Origin of the sequence: Rahnella woolbedingensis, assembly GCF_003602095.1 — a bacterium.
In the GTDB taxonomy this organism is placed as follows: domain Bacteria; phylum Pseudomonadota; class Gammaproteobacteria; order Enterobacterales; family Enterobacteriaceae; genus Rahnella; species Rahnella woolbedingensis.
In genome coordinates this window covers 1-16514 of sequence record NZ_RAHH01000037.1, presented here as the reverse complement: position 1 = coordinate 16514, position 16514 = coordinate 1, and the positions used below count along the sequence as shown (strand labels likewise).

The window sequence follows — 16514 nt, the reverse complement described above, 5'->3', positions numbered from 1 at the left end:
AATTAAAGACATTCCGCAGGATTTTCAGGCAGTGTGGCGAGTTTTCCGCGCAACGCAGATTCAGGCCGCTGGCTGTGACTCTGTTCAGTCAGCGATTGTTGCCGCTCACTGAGTTGATCCAGCTGATCATTCTGCTTCTGCCATGTAAGCCAGGCTTCCTGAAGGGACCGTGGAGCATTAATCTGAAAGCGCACCAGTACGTGTTTAATATTGAGTTGCTCAAGAAGGTCTGCGTTTTCTTCAAAATCCTGAACATCTAGCAGGGCTTCCGAGTGTGAAAATGCATCGAGGAAGTCAGGCCATGCACTGGCTCCTTCATAACTGTAACTGGCATTAAAACCAGGAAACTTCACTTCCAGCTTTACGCTCTTACATTGGCCAGGGTGCCAGAGGAAAGTTTGTGTCTCGGCAAAGTTCATACTGTCGAGTACGGTAGTGCCACTCTGACAGACCAGCGACAAACGTACCCCTGTCGGGATCAGACGAGCACCTTCCGGAACCGTTGCCGGTTGGCTGATGACACTGACTGTATATGGCTGATCTGAAAGTGTTTTTTGCTTCTTGGTAAGTTTTTTCAATTTCGTCATTGACCGTGGCAAGCCGATCCTCATCCTGAACATTCTGACGGACGGGAATATCCATCACGTCTTCTGGGTTCAGAATGTTTCTGGCAATACTTAAGAATTGGGGAGTAAGCGGTAATGACTGGCCGTGGAATTCACCGGCTTGTGGCCCCTGATCGTTAACTATTAATAGCCCCTTGGCCGGACCACGCATGAAATCGGCCAGATACTGCCAGGTGAGCGCTTGCTGGGTATCATAATCCTGCGTAGCAGCATTCTTGCGCATTGGCCACATGACTTTGCTTTGCCACTCAGTATTCAGCCAGCAGCCAGAGCGGGCCAAAGCATGAGCCAGCAGGGTATTGGCATCACTTTGGTACAGTGACCACACGGCATCTATGCCAGGTTGTTGCTCCTGGGGATCGGAGATTCTGCGCAGTTGGTCGTAACTGGTGAACAGCGTCACCAGCGGATTACTGGTTTTGGCTTCGGGTACCGGCGTAAATAACCCAGCCGTTAATTCCGGGCTCAGCGTTGCCTGATTCAGCGCTTTATTGGCTGACTGGTTACGTGCAGTCTGCCATTTACGCCATATATCAGTGTGCAGGCTATAGGCCTGGCTGGGGATTTGTGCGTTTGCAACCGGTAGCCATCTGCCAAGCATGCTTCGCAGTTTATTATCCGCGTATTTTACTTTCTGCAGGGTCGGGCTTGCCGTGGATAACACGCGCATTTCGTTAATTTTCCTGAGTTCCTTTAGCCATGGCTGCGCATCATCTGTCGTAATATTGTCCAGTTCAGAGAGAATAAGTTGAGCAAATTTCATGGACGGGCTTTGCCCAATACTCAGTGAAATAAGCTGACTCTGAGTCAGAGTCCGGGGGATGACGGTTTGCAGTGACGGAGTCAAACTTAGCAAAAACTGATGCCAGGCATCCTGCCGCTGAACCGGCAACGTTTGCATAAAATGTTGCAGTGTCGGTTCTGGTTCCGGGCTGGCTAACGCCTGGTTGATAAGAGTCACCCATGCGTTGAGCTGAACTTCGCCTTGATGCGTCCAAATACCCGAAAGAGATGTTGTCTCAGCAGACTGGGGCCAGTAATCGCTGCTTTGCAATGGCGGCAGCGAATCAGCGGGCGCGACCAGCCAGCTCAAATTAGAGTTACCCCTTATGAGTGAGATGAGGAGTTGCCGCAAGGCGATTAACTGGTCCTTTCCTGCGGGTTGCTGAGCTACGTAACGGTCCAGTGTCAGTTGTACGAGTGGCGCAGCGGCTGGCGCGCTAGCGGTCAAACGTAGCTCTGCCGGTGTCACAGGCCGCTGACTTAACGCTTTGAGCGTCGCACCATCGCGCATGCTTTGATGGGTGAGAATAGTTTGTGCAAGGTCGAGTATCATCTGACGCTGCATTTGTGCAGAGGCAACATTGAACTGGTTTTGAAACTCAGTGAGTACAAGGCTTGCGGTTACCTGGCGAGGAGGAAGTTCAGCCACCAGTTTCCGCTCAACCTGCTGGTGTTGACGGTCAGATATTGGAGAAAAAGGCAAATAAGTCAGCGGGGTGTGACTAAGACTTTCATTGCTTACCAGCAATTGTGCTAATTGCGCCGGACGCAGGCGTGTAATGTCACGCTGCATCACTGCCGCATTTTTTATCGCACTGTAACCCAATCCCAATACACACCCCACCAGCAACATGTAGCCCAGAGTGGCTTGCACTCTATTATTGCGATGCCACACGACTTCACGCGAGGTGCTGAATACCGGCAGATGATGCGTGAGTAAATCATGAATAAAGTAAGAGGTGCGACGGCTTTTGTTTGTTTCTAGTTTTTCACTGGCAGTGAACCACACTCCGCCGAGTGTTACTGGCGTGAAATAAGCGTTGGGTTCACAAAGTGATGCCAAAAACACCCGAAGTGAATTTTGCAGGCAAGCAAAGGACTCCGGAAACTCCAGCAGGGCAGGATGATTTGCTATGGGAGTACCGCCCATGCTGATGCGCGACAGATCCAGTCCGTTTTTCAGTGCTGCAAATAACGGCAATAATGTGGAGGCATCTTTGCCATCGACGTCGGGTGGGGTTTGCCAGTAATAGCCGAGTGCCTGCTGCTGCTGATCCGCTGATAGTTGCTGTCGCCACAGACTAAATGTCGGAAACTGATCGCACTGTGTGACTATCAGATAAAGGGGAAGCCGGCGTTTAAGCTTGCGCGTGAGCGGTTCAAGCTGCACGCGAATTTTGCGCGCTTTATCATGCAGCATACTGAAATCTTCATTCAGGAAGTCAGCAACGGAAATGGCAATGACAATGCCTGAAGGGGCGGGTGTCCGCGCGATCCAACCCACCAACTTACCCCATGCCCGGTGATAAATAGCTTTACCGTTGAGGAAATGACTGGAGACATCAAGGATGCACACATTACGGAAGAACCACCAACGTAGTGTTTGTGTCGGCACGACATCCCGGTCATCGACATTGTTTGAATACATCGGCAGATCCGATCCTGCCAATAATGACGTTTTGCCACAGCGATCGCCCAGTAAAATGTACCAGGGGATTGCCGGTCGGTTGCGCTTAAGGCGCTTCACTATTGCCGCTCCGGATTTCCAGTGTTCAAACAGCACATATTCATGACGGGAAAGGCGAAATTTCTGGAAAAAACGCTTAATATTCTTCTCTTTAACAAATCCCGTTAACCATAATAATAGGGTTCGCAGCAAGACAGCCGTCACAAGGATCCCAAGCCAGACACCAAAAATAGTGATCGTGCCCCAGCCCAGAGACAGCCCAATGGTCAATGAAAACATCAGCACCAGGCAGAGAAGCAGCAGCCATCCTGAAAAAACGAATAATTTTTTTAGCATAATGTCTTATAAAAAATAGAAGGCCTGAAGAAATAGTAGTGAGCCGTAGAGTGAAGCAATACCGAACAAAGCCAGACAGAATCGACTTTTTACCGATACATTGAGTAAACGCTTTGTTATGTAAACCGGTGTTATCTCGGCATTGTTTGGCCATGTTTGCCAGTTTTCAGGCAAACAGAGCCGACGCTGTTGCTCAATAAGTTGAGCTAATGCAGGGCGATCCTGTTGTGTGCTGTACTTTCCGTGAAACCCGCTTTGAAGGCAGAAAAGAAACACTTGTCGTGCCTGCTGATGCTCTTCTTTCAACTCATTCAAATGAGTAAAAAAAAGTTCTCCGCCGACGGAAGTCTGAAAATAACTGCGTTGCAGCAGGTCAAGCCGCCAGCGCTGCCGGTATTGTTTTGTCGAGCACAGAATGGTTTCATCCAGCCAGACGACTGTGGCAAGAAACGCCATTTCCCTTTCGTAGTCACTGATGTCTTTATGTTCAGCCTCGTGCCTGGCCTGTTGCAGACAAACGATACATTTTTGGCGAAAATCATCATAATTTTCAAAATCTTCTTGATGGTGCGTGAAGTCTGCTACCAATTTGAATACCGGCAAGTAACAATCGATAAGTCGCATCATGAAGGCACCATCAGAACCAGTTGTACCTGGAGGTCATCCGGTGCACCGGCCCAGTAGAAAGCCACGTTTTGCTGCTTCTCGACGTTTTTCCACAAGTCTTCATGTTGATTTATCGAAAAGTAGAAAGAGTCTTTTCGGTTAGGCACACCGCGTGGAGAAGGGTTCTCCAGCCTGGCGTTAATCCCCGGTAATGCGTGTTGGATCAAACCGGTTATGGCTTCACGCGTAGCAATTTTGAACTCGGTGCTGTCCGGTGCGTGATTTCTCCATACATCAAGTTTTTCCGAACGTAGTAACAAAAGAATGGTGCCAGGCTGCTGAGTTTGCATGAGGTGCAGGTCACCCAGATAAACTCCCTGCTCATCGGGTTTAAGGGGTATCCAGGTGCTATCTTCCAGTACCAAACCGTTTAGTAAGGCAATCAAATGGCTTTTCAGGCTAATAAAGCAGTCAATTAAACGATAGTGATCGTAAGGCATTAACGATGCGCCCCCGTCCAGCCATTCGCCGGTAAACGAGCACATATCATTAAATGAAGAAAGATCCCCGGCCAGTTGCACCAGCAAACCGTAGATAATCCAGGGGTGGATATCCGGGGTCTTACAGTAGTGATTGAGCAGCGGCAGCGTGCGATTTAGAGACCGCATGGTCAGCAGTAACGTCATATCCTCCCCGTTTTTCCCCTCCTGAGACATATGCTCAGGACGTTTGTACTCTTCAAATTTATGAGCACGGCTGCTGAGTTCTGCGTACACGCCGTTGAGCAAGTTATTTAACGAAGGTGAGCCTGTAAGCGTAATAGCCGGGGGGCTGAAGTGTGGATCCAGGATCACTCGGTCATTTTCGTAACGCAGCCGCACAAGAGGCAGGCATTCGCAATCGACTGCCGTTTCTTTCTCTTCCTCGCTTAGGATGCGGACATTGTAGGCAATGCGCGGTACGGCACTTGCGGGTCCGTTGTGATAGACATCGTTCATCATTTCGTCGTCGATATGATTGATCCACCGACTCCCGGTATCTTTACTGACATTCGCGTGGTTTGGGTCAAAACGGCGTAATGCCAACCACAGCGTCAATGGTTTTTCACGCTGCTTCCAGGTGTCACGGAACTGATAGGTTTCTATCAGACAATTTCCTGGGAATTCAAGGTAGTACCCCGAAGGCAGGATCATGCGCAACTGGCCGATTTTTAAAGAAAAATCGACCAGAATCTCATGGTGGATCTCACACTGGATCACGCCGAAATTCCACGGCTGCGCTCGTTGGCGATGCTGTGCCAGCATATGGCTATGATGCAGATCCAATGACTGAAAATGTTGAGGCTGCAGGTAAAGCCCTGAGTACCAATAAATCTGTTGCTGTTCAGAATACATACTATTTCTCTTTCACCATTGACGAGATATCGGGCTGTATTGATGAGATATTGGATGGCACTGAAGGGAAACCTGATGGCGATTGTGAGGACGTTGATTGCGCAGGATTTGCAGCAAGTTCCGTTTGTGCCAGAACAACGGGTTCGGAAGGTGCGCCTTCAATTTGAGTGATACTTTGACTGCCAAGCTTGATGTCTAGTGACAGCGGTGTCAGCTCTGCAAACCATTCTTTTGTTAACCATCCTTCACTACGTGTAGAGACAGGGATCGCAATCAACGCCATGTGCTGTTTTTTGGGGAAGGGGTAGTACCCCGCGACGATGGCTATCTGACGTGTATTTTCGCTGCGGTCAATATGCAGAGTGGTCTGTTGCCCCGGCATAGCGGGATAGCGATCGACTTTTAAGATGCCATCCTCGGTACCGGCTCCGCTAAACAGATTTTTCAGCTGTAAAGGGCTGGACATGAGTTTGTTGAGTGTGCTGGCGTTCTGAGCCTGGATGATCAGTACCGTGCAGCTATTAGCGATATCATTCCATGCGTTCAGGCCCGGTTCTGCGGTCAAATTGAGCGTGATTGCTCCTGGCGCAAACGGCGCAGTCACCTGTTCCCTTGCTGCTTGCCGGGATGAATTATCAGCCTTACCGGATGAACAGCCGTACAGCGTCATACTCATGATGAGCAGCATTGAAGAAATGATGAGATTTTTCATTCTTTATGCTGTCCTTTAAGGACGTTGTTTATTTCACGCAAGCTACCGCTATCACTCAGCATTTCTTCCAACCATTCTGTAAGCGTCATGGTTGCCCAGCTTGCGGCACGATCCATCAAAAAAGGCACAGGGGAAGAGGGTTCGGTTTGACGAAAAAAATGAGCAATGGCCAACATTTGACTAATCGCCACATCCCGCGACATTGCCTGATTTCTTACCGGGATATCATCAGCCCCGCTATCAGTCGCTTCTGTCAGGCCGCCCGCAAAACTCAGGCTCATCATGTCGTTGCCGTCAGGGATGGCTCGCTCAGCAAGACGTTGCAGAAAGTCAGCGGTATCGCTTAGCGTCTGCCGTGTCTGGTCGAACAGAGCGTGCGGTTCTTCCTGACTCAGTGAGAAATATGTCGCTTCAAGGCTGTCGAGCCGTTCCTGCAGTCTTTCCAGCGTGGCTGCCTGTCGGCTGATTTCAATCGAAGAAAATTTCGCAGCTAGTCGGTCAAAACTCTCCATAGTCATATCCCCCTCTTTGAGGATTAAGTCGCTACGGGAGTCTGGCCAGGTACAAATTTTATGCTCGAATGCTAAAACCTTGCGCCAGTGGGCTAGCGCCGACTCAGGTTGACTGAGGAGCGGGGATGAATAGAGCGCCCGACTGATATCACGATCGAGGCGGTTAAGTTTTCCATAGCGATAAGTCGTGCCTTCATCATCCAATGCGGGCCAGCACTGCAACCAAAAATGCGTCATGAATTCACAGAGCAACTGAAGGCCATTTTGGGTTCCGGTAAGGCCCTGTAAATGAGTAAGGGCCTCGGTCAGCCAGCAGACCAACTGCAAGTCTTTGCTTTGCTGTTTAAGCGCGTTTTCACACAAAGTACGTACCTTGTGCCAGTCGGCCTTACGTGGTTCAGAAATGATCCACTCATCCTGCGGCAAATAATCCGGGTCACTTTCACGAGCTTCGCGTATCTCGTCATAAATTTGTTCATATTCAAGGTTGATACCGGCCGGATGCTCCGGGCTGATGGGCATCAACAGCGATGATATATCTAGCTGAATTTCCTGCATATTATTATCCAATAAGTACTTTAGGGCAGCCGGCGACAATAGTGCCACCGTGGGCACAGCTATCGCCCATCCTGGCTGCCGGTTTATTGCCGATTAAAACCTTAACACTGCCCATGACAATGCTGTCTGGCGGACCAATGCAAACCGCCATTGAGCCAACTGTGGCAGCGGGTAAACCCGTTATCAGCACGGTAGGGACTCCGGGTGGCAAGATTGGCCCTCCCACGTGTGGGATCGGGGGCAGGCCAGGCGTCACCATAGGGCAGACGTGCATATCTGAAACTCGTGCAGCAGGCTGTGCCATTAAGCGATCTCCTGATGAAACCACTGCGTCAGCAAACCAGCAGCTCCCCTGGCAGGAGAGTCAGTGTCCAGCGCGGCCAGCATGACTAATACGCACCGAAGCATAAGTCCGCTGAGATGGGGTTCGGGATAAACAGGCTCCAGCCCTTCCGGGCTCATGCTGCCTTGTGACCAGAACAAAGAGAGAGCAAGTGCCCCCGCCGGTGTATCAAATCCCAGTTTTTCCGCGTGATAAAAAACTTTCCAACGCAGTTTCTCTTCAGGCTCGACGTACCAGCGTTGCATCTCGCCGAGTAGCGATGTGCTGCCTTCGTGCTGTAATGCGACAATGCGTTTGAGCAGCCAAAGGCTCAGTTCGTGGGATTTAACATGCTCGACCCAGAGCGTGAGTGATTTTTCCCATTGTTCAGTGGAAGCAAGCTGAAGTGCATTACGCTGCCACTCCGGTACATCCAGGCGATAATTTGAATCAGACATGATGACTCCTTAACCGATATTGATGATGCCGCCTTTAATCTGCGTCATACCGCTTCCCTGCAACGTGGTCATAGCCCCTTTTATCTCAGTGGTACCCGAACCTTCGATTTTTATCATCGTACCGCTGATGGTAATACCGCTCGGTGAGAGGGATATTTTATTGGAACCCACTTTCAGCTCGATGGACTGAATGGATTCAATAACACAGGCTTTATCCGTCTTAATTTTCCCACTCCCCCCGGAGGCAGTAAGGGTATAGTTACCATTGCTCAGACTTGTGCTGATATTCCCCGTGACTTTATTTTCAAGGTCACCTTTATCGAGCGTCAGGTACAGGCTGCCTTGCTTGAGCACCAGAGTGTCGTTGCCCTTAGTAATTTCGGTATCCCTGTTTGCACCAATTTTGCTTTTCACTTCGTGTTTAATATCACTTGTCACGTCGTGATTAACTGTAAGCAGAAGGTCTTTCTGTGCGCTGATGGTTAGCTTTTCTTCGCCTTTTTTGTCGTTGAAACTCAGGCGATGGCCTTCATCCATCCCACCATTACTGGTACTACGGGATGCGAAACCGGATTCGGTTTTTTCATCTGGCAGCGGGAACGGCAGCTTATTTTTCCCGTTGTAAACTGAACCTATGACCATCGGAAAGTCGGGATTCCCCTGAATAAAACTGACCAACACTTCACTACCGATACGGGGAATAAACTGCCCACCAAATTGGCTGCCGGTCCAGGGTTGAGAGACACGTACCCAACAGGAGCTGGTGCCATCGTTTTTGTTTTCTTTATCCCACGGGAATTGAATCTTGATTCGGCCTGACTCGTCGGTATGAATCTCTTCAGATGAGGGACCGACAACCTGAGCTATCAATACACCTGCAATATTCGCAGGCGCGAGAGTAGCAACAGGATGCCAGGTGACATTGTTTCGCAGCGACTTGACTTTACAGTGGTAGTCTCCGACACCGTCTTCAACATTATTGCTGGCCTCCAGGGACAGAGCCTGAATGCGATAGCTATCGCTATCTGTCGGATGATCTTTGAGAGTGAAGACTTCACCACAGCTTAACCAGTAGGCATTAATGCCTGCTTCATAGCCCAGAGTGTTGGCTTCCCAGGCTTCCATGGTGATTTTCGCTCTGCTGGCCAGCATGGTGCGATCTTCGAAGGGGGTTACATCGGTGAAGCTCACCTGATCGAGACTATTATGTTCTGACTTTGAAGTGTATTGGTCGGCGACGGCCGCCGCCTGTTGAGAATTAAATCCGGAGAAAGCGGCTTCACCAGGGATCAGACTCGAGCAAGAGGACCAGTTATCAATGTTACCGGGTGTCAAATTCTCGCCCTGATGGTGCCAGAGCAGGTTGCAGTCTTTCGCCATCGGATGCGCTGCAGAAGAATCTGCAAGCACCATTGTGTGCAGATTTTCCTCGTGCTTAAAGAAGTAATATATGCCTTCTTCTTCAAGCAGGCGGCTGAGAAAATGAAAGTCCGATTCGCGATATTGCACGCAATACTCGCGTTTTTGATAAGTTTTGTGCAGTTGGATATCGAGCTGATTGATATGGTGTTCGCCCAGCAGTTTTTTTACCAAATCGGGTACGCTGATATTTTGCCAAACCCGCATCGACCGCCCCATACGCAGCAAGGCAAAAGCAGGTTCCAGTGTGAATGTACACATGGCGTTGCCATCCGACATCCGGCTACACTGGATATGGGTAACGATACCATGCAGATAGCGCTGTGGACGGTTGTGTAACCCGTCGCCTATCTGACAAGAAAACGCTTTACCGTGTAGCGCGGTGATCTCTTTTTCTTTCAATGCGGTTAAAGAACGTAATTGATAGCAGTAGGGCATAGAAACAGACTCATTGCCTTGCAGCGACATGAGTAACAAATCAGCGGCTACGGAGCCGTTCCAGTGCAAGAAGTGATCTTTTTGAAATGCGTATGACATACTTATCTTCCTTGGTATGAGGTGCACATCGGCAAGCAGATTTGATGCATCTGTGTCGGGTCGTTATAGCCAATGCACATATTCAATCCTAACTGTCCTGTACCGAGCGCTACCAATGCGTGACTCCGGTTGCTGATATCAAGATGAATCGTGAAATCCAATCCTGGACCAACATATTCACGTATACGTGCCCAGATACTTTGGTAGAACTTCCCACCGGGGATAAAGTGGTGAGACATGACCTGTTCCACAGGACCAAAGATCACGTCAAAGTGTGACTGAACTTCCCAGCGGGTCAGGCCTATCATCGGCGCAGTGTCCAGCGTTTGTTTACTTTGACCCAACTGGCAGATTTCGGTGGCATCAATACTTTTCCAGCAACCGGTAAAAGGAGTGATGCGTGCAGGCACTCCGTAATAATGGCTCAGCCAGACTTCAAGATTGACGAGAGAGCGAACGGGGGCGGCAAACAGATGTGCGTAAGTTTCCCCACCCAACATTGAGGGGGAAGTCAGCAGACCGCTGATGGCCAGCGTAGCCTGCTGCAACGGTAGTTGCCTGGATGACTCGGCATACGCATAAAGATGGTTTTTTTGCCACGCAAGATAGTCGAGGCAATAGAGGCGATGACCAAATATATCCAGAAAATCTTTTGCACCGTGGTCGCCGTAACGATAGTGCCGTTCGATCATCCATTCGCTGTAAGCCGTGGGTAATGCGCCCATCGCTCCCGTTAGCCCATTATGCGACAGCGTTACGCTGAGTGGCGCTTCAGGCGTGTCCTGCCGGATACTGACAATTTGGCCATTCGTCGTTTCCATCGACAGTGAGGAGATAAGCTTTAATTTACTGTTGAGTGTTTCCGCCGCAGACGTTTCGCTCCGCCTGAGTTTGCGAAGTAAGGTTCTTAGCTGTTGGTAAAAATTAAAACGGCTGGTGATGCGCGTTAGATCCATGAGAGCTTCCCCGCACGTATCGGCCAGACATGGCGGGTATGTTCTTCGTGCTCAATCAGGGTTGTCACGCGAGTGAAGCTGTTCACCGGACTATACAGCCCGAGGAATTGCTCCAGAAAACAGCACAACAAATAATATTCTGGTTCATTCAACGCTTCATGGCTGAAAGTCAGGGTCAGTGCGATACCACGTGCCAAAGAACATGGATCATGGGCCACCAATCTGGCAACTATGGGCTCAACCTCAAGTTGCAGGATCATATTGATAATGTGAGTGATAGCGGGTTGATTGTGAAAGTTGTACAGCATCAATGTTTCACGCAGGACATCCACCCCCTGACTACCACTTAACAGCATATGATTGAGGGATAATTGGGAGATCAGTTGCCAGCGTAAAGCACTTTTAGCCGGGGGTGGCACTGGCCGTGTCGGACGGCTTAGCGCATTGATTTTTAATCCGGCCAGAGGTAAGTCTGAGTCAAAATCCCCTTCAGGATGCCCGTTTTTCATTTGGTTGGGGATGTTATGATTGGTGCAGGTCAGGCTGATAGTGATGATATCGGCCTGGGGCGTGCTCGGTTTCATATTCCGGTTGGCAAAAGCAATAAAAGCTTTGCTGTCAGTCCCTTTAGATGTCAGGGTTTCGCGCACAAAGCTTTGCCAGTAAATTTCCGCACTTCCTTCAAGTCTCGAGTGATCGATACCAAACAGTGGGTGAACAGGATATACGGCGATATCGTTGTCTTGTTTGCATTGGACGAAGACGTGGTTGATAGCCCAGACGTCAACTTGTTGTTGATAACGAATGTCCGGAATAACAGGGTATTCCGCTGTATTTTCCGTCAACGTTATGGGTTCTGCACGCTGCGTGAACAGGTTAATGGCCGGTGAGCAGTGGAGCTGAAAAAAATCGGCATCAATAATCCCTGCCAACTTTTCAAGTGAATGATTGAGGTGTGAACGGCTAAACACAAACGCCAACCGGAATGTGTCGTTGGATTTGCCATTGAATTCATCCGGTAATTGGATATCCAGAAAATGGAATTTTTGCGGGAAGAAAAAATAATCTTGTAACAGTACATGGATCGGCAGGACGCGCGGATCCTGCTTAATCAAACTCTCTTGCTGCTGGAAACCCACCGATTTTACCGCCCCCTTGTTGAGCGTATAAACCCTATCCTCGTGGTATAGCGTCAAAGTCTCCACCGCTGAACACAACAAGGTATAGAGGATATTCACTGCATTATTTGGACCGTGCAGAAACAGCCTGAGTGGTCCGCCAGCCATCGCCGCACCCGACCAAACTTGAAAGCTGAGGTCCAGATGCCAGTTAAGGTCATTTTTTTCAAAATTCAGGCTGGCATTTTTTACCGTCAGGGGTAAAAGTTCGATCGGATAAACAGTCTGAAACTGACAGACTCCTTCATCAATATGTCGGGAGAAGAGTTGAGTTCCTGCTGCAAGGGTATTTTTACAGGTCATACCGGTGGTCTGATGGTTTGGCGCAATTGAAACGATACAAGTTGAAGGCATGGCTCTCAAAAACTGCGGAGCAAGCGTGGTTAGCAGTGCTTCTGTAACTTCGGGCATGTCATCGTCTAAACGTTGATGAATACGCGAAGTAAGCAGGGCGAAGGACTCAATGATTCTTTCAACGTGTGGGTCTTCAGACTCACCGTCAATCATCCCCAAGCGCCTGGCAATCTTAGGGAAACGGCTGGCAAAAGCTTTTCCATGCTGTTTTAGAAAGGCCAGTTCTTTCTGGTAATACGGCAACAATCTATCCATGAAAGTAAAATCTACCCGTGCAATCATCCCAAACCAGTTCAATTTTCACTGGCATTAGATGACAGAGCCCAGTTATTTCGAATATGACATGCTCAGGGCTATCCGTTTTGGTAATAATGCTCACTTCGGTTAGCCGAGGTTCGAAACGTTGTAAGGATTTTTTAATCCGCATTTCAATAATCTGTTTTCGCTCATCCAGTTCACTGATTTGAGAGACAGATTCGTCGATGCCATAATTTAGAATTGAAGCATTCACCTGTGGAATATTTTCTATATATGAAAAACGTGAACGTGAAGACAAAAGCATCTTTAGCTCATCGATGAGCCAGGTGCTTTTGTCTTCAGTCCGATAACTATCTTTTTCAATGCGCGGATGGTTATCACTCAGTCGAAGCAATAATGAAGGCATGTCAAGATCTCATATTATGGTGAGTAAAGCAGTGCTCACGCACTGCCTATGTTGATCTCGTTATACGAGGGCTTTTTTAGGGATGTCGTATTTTATTGGCCCAATCTTATCCAGCGCTTCATCTGTGGCATTCGGTACATTTAAGGTCAGTTCTACCATGCCTTCAAAAGTGAAAGAGATATGCATGAATAACTTATCTTGCATGGCAAAATTCAGGCTGTTGATTTTGCAATCATTGTAAACGGTGCGCTGAATTTCATAATTCTGGTCTAAATGGTCAGACCCACGATGAACAATGGTAATAATGATTCTTTTGTAGCCGCGCTTTAAATATTGCTCATAAAGACCACTGGTTTCTTTGGTGACCAGAATAGATGCGTGACAGCTTTCAAAGTAAGTGCCGTCAGGACCTGCATAAGTGGATAATCCTGCAGGTGAAAAACCCTCCATCCATTTCAAGTATGTTTTTTCTTCAGAAGAACCATCAACTATTTTTCCATCAATGTTGATTTGAATAAACTGACAGTCTTGTAACTTTGCCATAGTGGTGTTTCCTTTTTGCAATGGCGGTTATTTATGAAGCCGTTGCAGCAGGTAAATCTGCAACTAAGCGCAACGACATGGTTAATCCTTCCAGTTGGAAGTGGGGTTTTAAATAGGCAATAGCCCGGAAAGTTCCAGGGGATCCTGGAACTTCAACGACTTCAACGCTTGCTTCACGAAGTGGATAGCGTGCCTTGGTCTCTGGTCCTGCATTATCAGAGGCTACGACGTATTGCATGATCCATTTTTGCAAGTACTCCTGACACTCATTGCGTGACATGAAGCTGCCGACTTTGTCGCGTACAATTGATTTTAAATAATGGGCGAAACGTGATGTAGCAAGAACGTATTGCAATTGGCTGGAAAGCCGTGCATTCGCGTTCGCCTGATCTGAGTTGTAGAGGCGAGGGCGATTGACGGATTGCACGGCAAAAAATGCGGCGTAATCGGTGCCCTTGCAATGAACTAACGGAATAAAGCCAAGATCAGACAACTCTTTTTCGCGGCGATCGGAGATGGCGACCTGAGTGGGACATTGCATGACGCGTTCACCACTTTCCGATATGTAGTTGTAAGCAGGTAAAGCATTAACCAGTCCGCCACCTTCGACGCCACGAATAGACGCGCACCAGCCATACTCTTCAAAGGAATCAACGACTCGCCCCGCTAATTCAAAGGCGGAGTTGATCCATAGATAATCCGAGCCAATGTCGTTTTCGCGCACCTGCTCTTCGAAACCGAAAGTTTCGACAGGCATGGTTTTGGCGCCGTAGGGCATGCGGCCCAGCACTCGCGGAAGAGTTAAACCGATATAACGACTATCATCAGTCTGGCGGAAGGAGCGCCAGCGAGAGTAGTCAGTGGTGTCAAACATTTTTGCCAGGTCACGTGGACGCGGCATCTCCGAAAAAGCGCTCATTGACAACATACCGGGGGCGATAGCACTCAGAAAAGGAGCGTGAGCGGCGGCGGCAACATGAGATATTTGCTCCAGCAGTTCAATATCTTGCGGTGTGTTATCAAACTGGAAGTCACCCACGAAGGCTGAGAAAGGTACCCCACCAAAGGTTCCATATTCACTTTCGTAAACACATTTAAACAACATTGATTGGTCAAAGTCTGAAGCAGATTTGAAATCTTTGATTAAATCTTGCTTAGTGCATTGCAACAGGCGGACCTGGGTATTTTCAGTCACACTGGTCTGGACAAGTTTGTGCAGACCGCGCCAGGAGGACTCTTTCTTTTGAAACTCAGGTGCATGCATGATCAAACTGATCTGAGCAGAAAGTAATTCATCAATGGCTGAAATACGCTGCTCAATACTCCCAATGAGATCACTGGATATCATGACAGCACCTGAGGTCACTTCTGCGAGGAAATTATTCAGTTGATTTTTCATGCGTCCGCGGTCGGATTCACGGCGAATAGCCTTAGTGTTATCAATGATCTGATCAAGATAATCCTGGCCTGAAGTCTGCGGCGCTGTTGCGCTTAAGCTCTGCTCGATGCTCATTCTTCATCATCCTTCGTTATATCAGAGGAGGACGTATAGAGTCCTTGCTGTTGAAGCAACTCGGAAAGCTGTTCTTTCAAACGCTCATTGCTCGCTGCACGGTTACGTAAATCACAAAGCTGCTCCCGCAATTCAATGAGTTTGCGCAAAGGGTCAACCTGGCGGGCAATGCTGTCCGGAGAAAAGTCGTCCATGTTTTTGAATGTAAGCGAAACGGCGAGATTACCAACCTGTTCAGGCAAAACACTTTTTACTAAAAACTCTGAATTCGGCCTCATGGATGTCATGATTTCACCGAAATTATCTTTATCAATATTAAGGAATTTACGCTCACGCAGAACGTTGTCACTATCAGCAAAGTCCCCCATTACCCCCATCACTAATGGTAATTCTTTGATAGTTTGTGCATTGCCAATGTCAATGTCATAGGTAATCTGCACGCGGGGAGGCCTTGCTTTGTCTAATTTATGCTGTGTGTTGCTCATGTTTTCACTCTTACTAAAATAAAATTAAGCCAGCTACTCCATAGCTAAGCGATAGAAGTTCGCCATTCGCGCACGGCAACCTTCTGATATCAGTTTTAATGCCAGAATAGCAGGGGGTTATATCCAGAGGTGTAAATAGCTAACAGTCACTATTGCAAGTTGCAGTAAGGCCAGACGATGCAGGGAGTTGATTTCGCTTGATACCATCTATTGGATTAATAAATTTAGAGTCAATTTTCTCCATGAATAATATTCATAAGTCACATCATTTTAAATGATGTATTGCGCCATAAAATCAGATAATCACTTCATGTTATATTGCTTCTGATCCTACTATCTGAAAAAAATACTACTACATTAATTAATCAAAAAAAACACCCTGACCTATAATATTTACCATTTTTTTAACTACATAATAAACTCAAATATATTGCCGCTAATAAATCAGTATTAAATATATATAATTGCCTTAGTTTGTAAGCACACCCGTTTTAGTTCCACACATCTTTTGAGAGCTTGATTGAAGCGAGGACTTTTATTTATAAATGGAATTTCGTCCCAAAGTACCTAGTTCAACAAAATGACGTTCTGTGAGATCCAACTGAGAGGCGGCATCACGGCGACGCAGGCGCTTTTCAACAACGGCCTGGATCACCGGCAAGCGGTGAAGTTCTTTATTGGACAGGGTTACCAGCATCAGAAGAGATCTTCCAGAAAGGTGGAAAATGCGCCGTATCTGGGTGACATTATAAACTAGCTAAAAAGTGACATTATCAAATGGGATTCACATGCTATGTCTATCCCAGTTTAAAATGTCACCCTCAGTTCCAAAGTTAAAATGTCACCTTTATGTCTGACAATGTCAGAAAGA

The 16514-nt window shown here is 47.9% G+C and carries 16 protein-coding genes; all 16 read right to left on the bottom strand.

The window, feature by feature from the left end; translation table 11 throughout:
* Positions 1–2: 2 nt before the first annotated feature.
* A complete protein-coding gene (locus tag D6C13_RS22595; protein WP_147408196.1) occupies positions 3–419 on the bottom strand; it encodes a hypothetical protein in 417 nt (138 codons plus the stop codon).
* Positions 370–3432 (bottom strand): type VI secretion protein IcmF/TssM N-terminal domain-containing protein, encoded by a 3063-nt coding sequence (locus tag D6C13_RS22590; RefSeq protein ID WP_120134919.1) that lies wholly within the window; start codon positions 3430–3432, stop codon positions 370–372. The genes D6C13_RS22595 and D6C13_RS22590 overlap by 50 nt, the downstream gene beginning before the upstream one ends.
* Before the next feature lie 6 nt (positions 3433–3438).
* The gene (locus D6C13_RS22585; protein ID WP_120134918.1) at positions 3439–4059 is read right to left on the bottom strand and encodes a DotU family type IV/VI secretion system protein; all 621 of its coding nucleotides are present in this window, start codon (positions 4057–4059) and stop codon (positions 3439–3441) included.
* Entirely contained in the window at positions 4056–5432 is a 1377-nt protein-coding gene (tssK, locus tag D6C13_RS22580) for a type VI secretion system baseplate subunit TssK (RefSeq protein ID WP_120134917.1), read from the bottom strand. The genes D6C13_RS22585 and tssK overlap by 4 nt, the downstream gene beginning before the upstream one ends.
* A gap of 1 nt (position 5433) precedes the next feature.
* Positions 5434–6144 (bottom strand): type VI secretion lipoprotein TssJ, encoded by a 711-nt coding sequence (locus D6C13_RS22575; protein ID WP_120134916.1) that lies wholly within the window; start codon positions 6142–6144, stop codon positions 5434–5436.
* Entirely contained in the window at positions 6141–7214 is a 1074-nt protein-coding gene (tssA, locus tag D6C13_RS22570; RefSeq protein ID WP_120134915.1) for a type VI secretion system protein TssA, read from the bottom strand. The genes D6C13_RS22575 and tssA overlap by 4 nt, the downstream gene beginning before the upstream one ends.
* A 4-nt stretch (positions 7215–7218) precedes the next feature.
* Complete coding sequence (locus D6C13_RS22565; protein ID WP_120134914.1) at positions 7219–7518, bottom strand: PAAR domain-containing protein; 300 nt, start codon at positions 7516–7518, stop codon at positions 7219–7221.
* The gene (locus tag D6C13_RS22560; protein WP_120134913.1) at positions 7518–7994 is read right to left on the bottom strand and encodes a DUF6931 family protein; all 477 of its coding nucleotides are present in this window, start codon (positions 7992–7994) and stop codon (positions 7518–7520) included. Before D6C13_RS22560 ends, D6C13_RS22565 begins: the two co-directional genes overlap by 1 nt.
* Positions 7995–8003: 9 nt before the next feature.
* On the bottom strand, positions 8004–9950 hold the full coding sequence (locus tag D6C13_RS22555; protein WP_120134912.1) for a type VI secretion system Vgr family protein: 1947 nt from the start codon (positions 9948–9950) through the stop codon (positions 8004–8006).
* A 2-nt stretch (positions 9951–9952) separates the two neighbouring features.
* Positions 9953–10906 (bottom strand): type VI secretion system baseplate subunit TssG, encoded by a 954-nt coding sequence (tssG, locus tag D6C13_RS22550; RefSeq protein WP_120134911.1) that lies wholly within the window; start codon positions 10904–10906, stop codon positions 9953–9955.
* Positions 10897–12693, bottom strand: a complete 1797-nt coding sequence (tssF, locus tag D6C13_RS22545) for a type VI secretion system baseplate subunit TssF (protein WP_120134910.1) — start codon at positions 12691–12693, stop codon at positions 10897–10899. The genes tssG and tssF overlap by 10 nt, the downstream gene beginning before the upstream one ends.
* On the bottom strand, positions 12686–13102 hold the full coding sequence (locus tag D6C13_RS22540) for a GPW/gp25 family protein (protein WP_120134909.1): 417 nt from the start codon (positions 13100–13102) through the stop codon (positions 12686–12688). The genes tssF and D6C13_RS22540 overlap by 8 nt, the downstream gene beginning before the upstream one ends.
* 60 nt (positions 13103–13162) lie before the next feature.
* On the bottom strand, positions 13163–13645 hold the full coding sequence (locus D6C13_RS22535) for a hypothetical protein (protein ID WP_120134908.1): 483 nt from the start codon (positions 13643–13645) through the stop codon (positions 13163–13165).
* 31 nt (positions 13646–13676) lie between these two features.
* On the bottom strand, positions 13677–15158 hold the full coding sequence (gene tssC, locus D6C13_RS22530; RefSeq protein ID WP_120134907.1) for a type VI secretion system contractile sheath large subunit: 1482 nt from the start codon (positions 15156–15158) through the stop codon (positions 13677–13679).
* Positions 15155–15643, bottom strand: a complete 489-nt coding sequence (gene tssB / locus D6C13_RS22525; RefSeq protein WP_120134906.1) for a type VI secretion system contractile sheath small subunit — start codon at positions 15641–15643, stop codon at positions 15155–15157. Before tssB ends, tssC begins: the two co-directional genes overlap by 4 nt.
* 535 nt (positions 15644–16178) lie before the next feature.
* The gene (locus D6C13_RS25695) at positions 16179–16340 is read right to left on the bottom strand and encodes a hypothetical protein (protein WP_167458065.1); all 162 of its coding nucleotides are present in this window, start codon (positions 16338–16340) and stop codon (positions 16179–16181) included.
* Positions 16341–16514: the final 174 nt, after the last annotated feature.

What these genes read in the sequence shown, in the direction of transcription:
- tssB (WP_120134906.1), bottom strand. Translation starts at nt 15,643, where the DNA reads ATGAGCAACACACAGCATAAATTAGACAAAGCAAGGCCTCCCCGCGTG.
- D6C13_RS22555 (WP_120134912.1), bottom strand. Translation starts at nt 9,950, where the DNA reads ATGTCATACGCATTTCAAAAAGATCACTTCTTGCACTGGAACGGCTCC.
- D6C13_RS22575 (WP_120134916.1), bottom strand. Translation starts at nt 6,144, where the DNA reads ATGAAAAATCTCATCATTTCTTCAATGCTGCTCATCATGAGTATGACG.
- D6C13_RS22535 (WP_120134908.1), bottom strand. Translation starts at nt 13,645, where the DNA reads ATGGCAAAGTTACAAGACTGTCAGTTTATTCAAATCAACATTGATGGA.
- D6C13_RS22585 (WP_120134918.1), bottom strand. Translation starts at nt 4,059, where the DNA reads ATGATGCGACTTATCGATTGTTACTTGCCGGTATTCAAATTGGTAGCA.
- tssG (WP_120134911.1), bottom strand. Translation starts at nt 10,906, where the DNA reads ATGGATCTAACGCGCATCACCAGCCGTTTTAATTTTTACCAACAGCTA.
- tssA (WP_120134915.1), bottom strand. Translation starts at nt 7,214, where the DNA reads ATGCAGGAAATTCAGCTAGATATATCATCGCTGTTGATGCCCATCAGC.
- tssF (WP_120134910.1), bottom strand. Translation starts at nt 12,693, where the DNA reads ATGGATAGATTGTTGCCGTATTACCAGAAAGAACTGGCCTTTCTAAAA.
- D6C13_RS22560 (WP_120134913.1), bottom strand. Translation starts at nt 7,994, where the DNA reads ATGTCTGATTCAAATTATCGCCTGGATGTACCGGAGTGGCAGCGTAAT.
- D6C13_RS25695 (WP_167458065.1), bottom strand. Translation starts at nt 16,340, where the DNA reads ATGCTGGTAACCCTGTCCAATAAAGAACTTCACCGCTTGCCGGTGATC.
- D6C13_RS22565 (WP_120134914.1), bottom strand. Translation starts at nt 7,518, where the DNA reads ATGGCACAGCCTGCTGCACGAGTTTCAGATATGCACGTCTGCCCTATG.
- D6C13_RS22595 (WP_147408196.1), bottom strand. Translation starts at nt 419, where the DNA reads ATGAACTTTGCCGAGACACAAACTTTCCTCTGGCACCCTGGCCAATGT.
- D6C13_RS22540 (WP_120134909.1), bottom strand. Translation starts at nt 13,102, where the DNA reads ATGCCTTCATTATTGCTTCGACTGAGTGATAACCATCCGCGCATTGAA.
- D6C13_RS22590 (WP_120134919.1), bottom strand. Translation starts at nt 3,432, where the DNA reads ATGCTAAAAAAATTATTCGTTTTTTCAGGATGGCTGCTGCTTCTCTGC.
- tssK (WP_120134917.1), bottom strand. Translation starts at nt 5,432, where the DNA reads ATGTATTCTGAACAGCAACAGATTTATTGGTACTCAGGGCTTTACCTG.
- tssC (WP_120134907.1), bottom strand. Translation starts at nt 15,158, where the DNA reads ATGAGCATCGAGCAGAGCTTAAGCGCAACAGCGCCGCAGACTTCAGGC.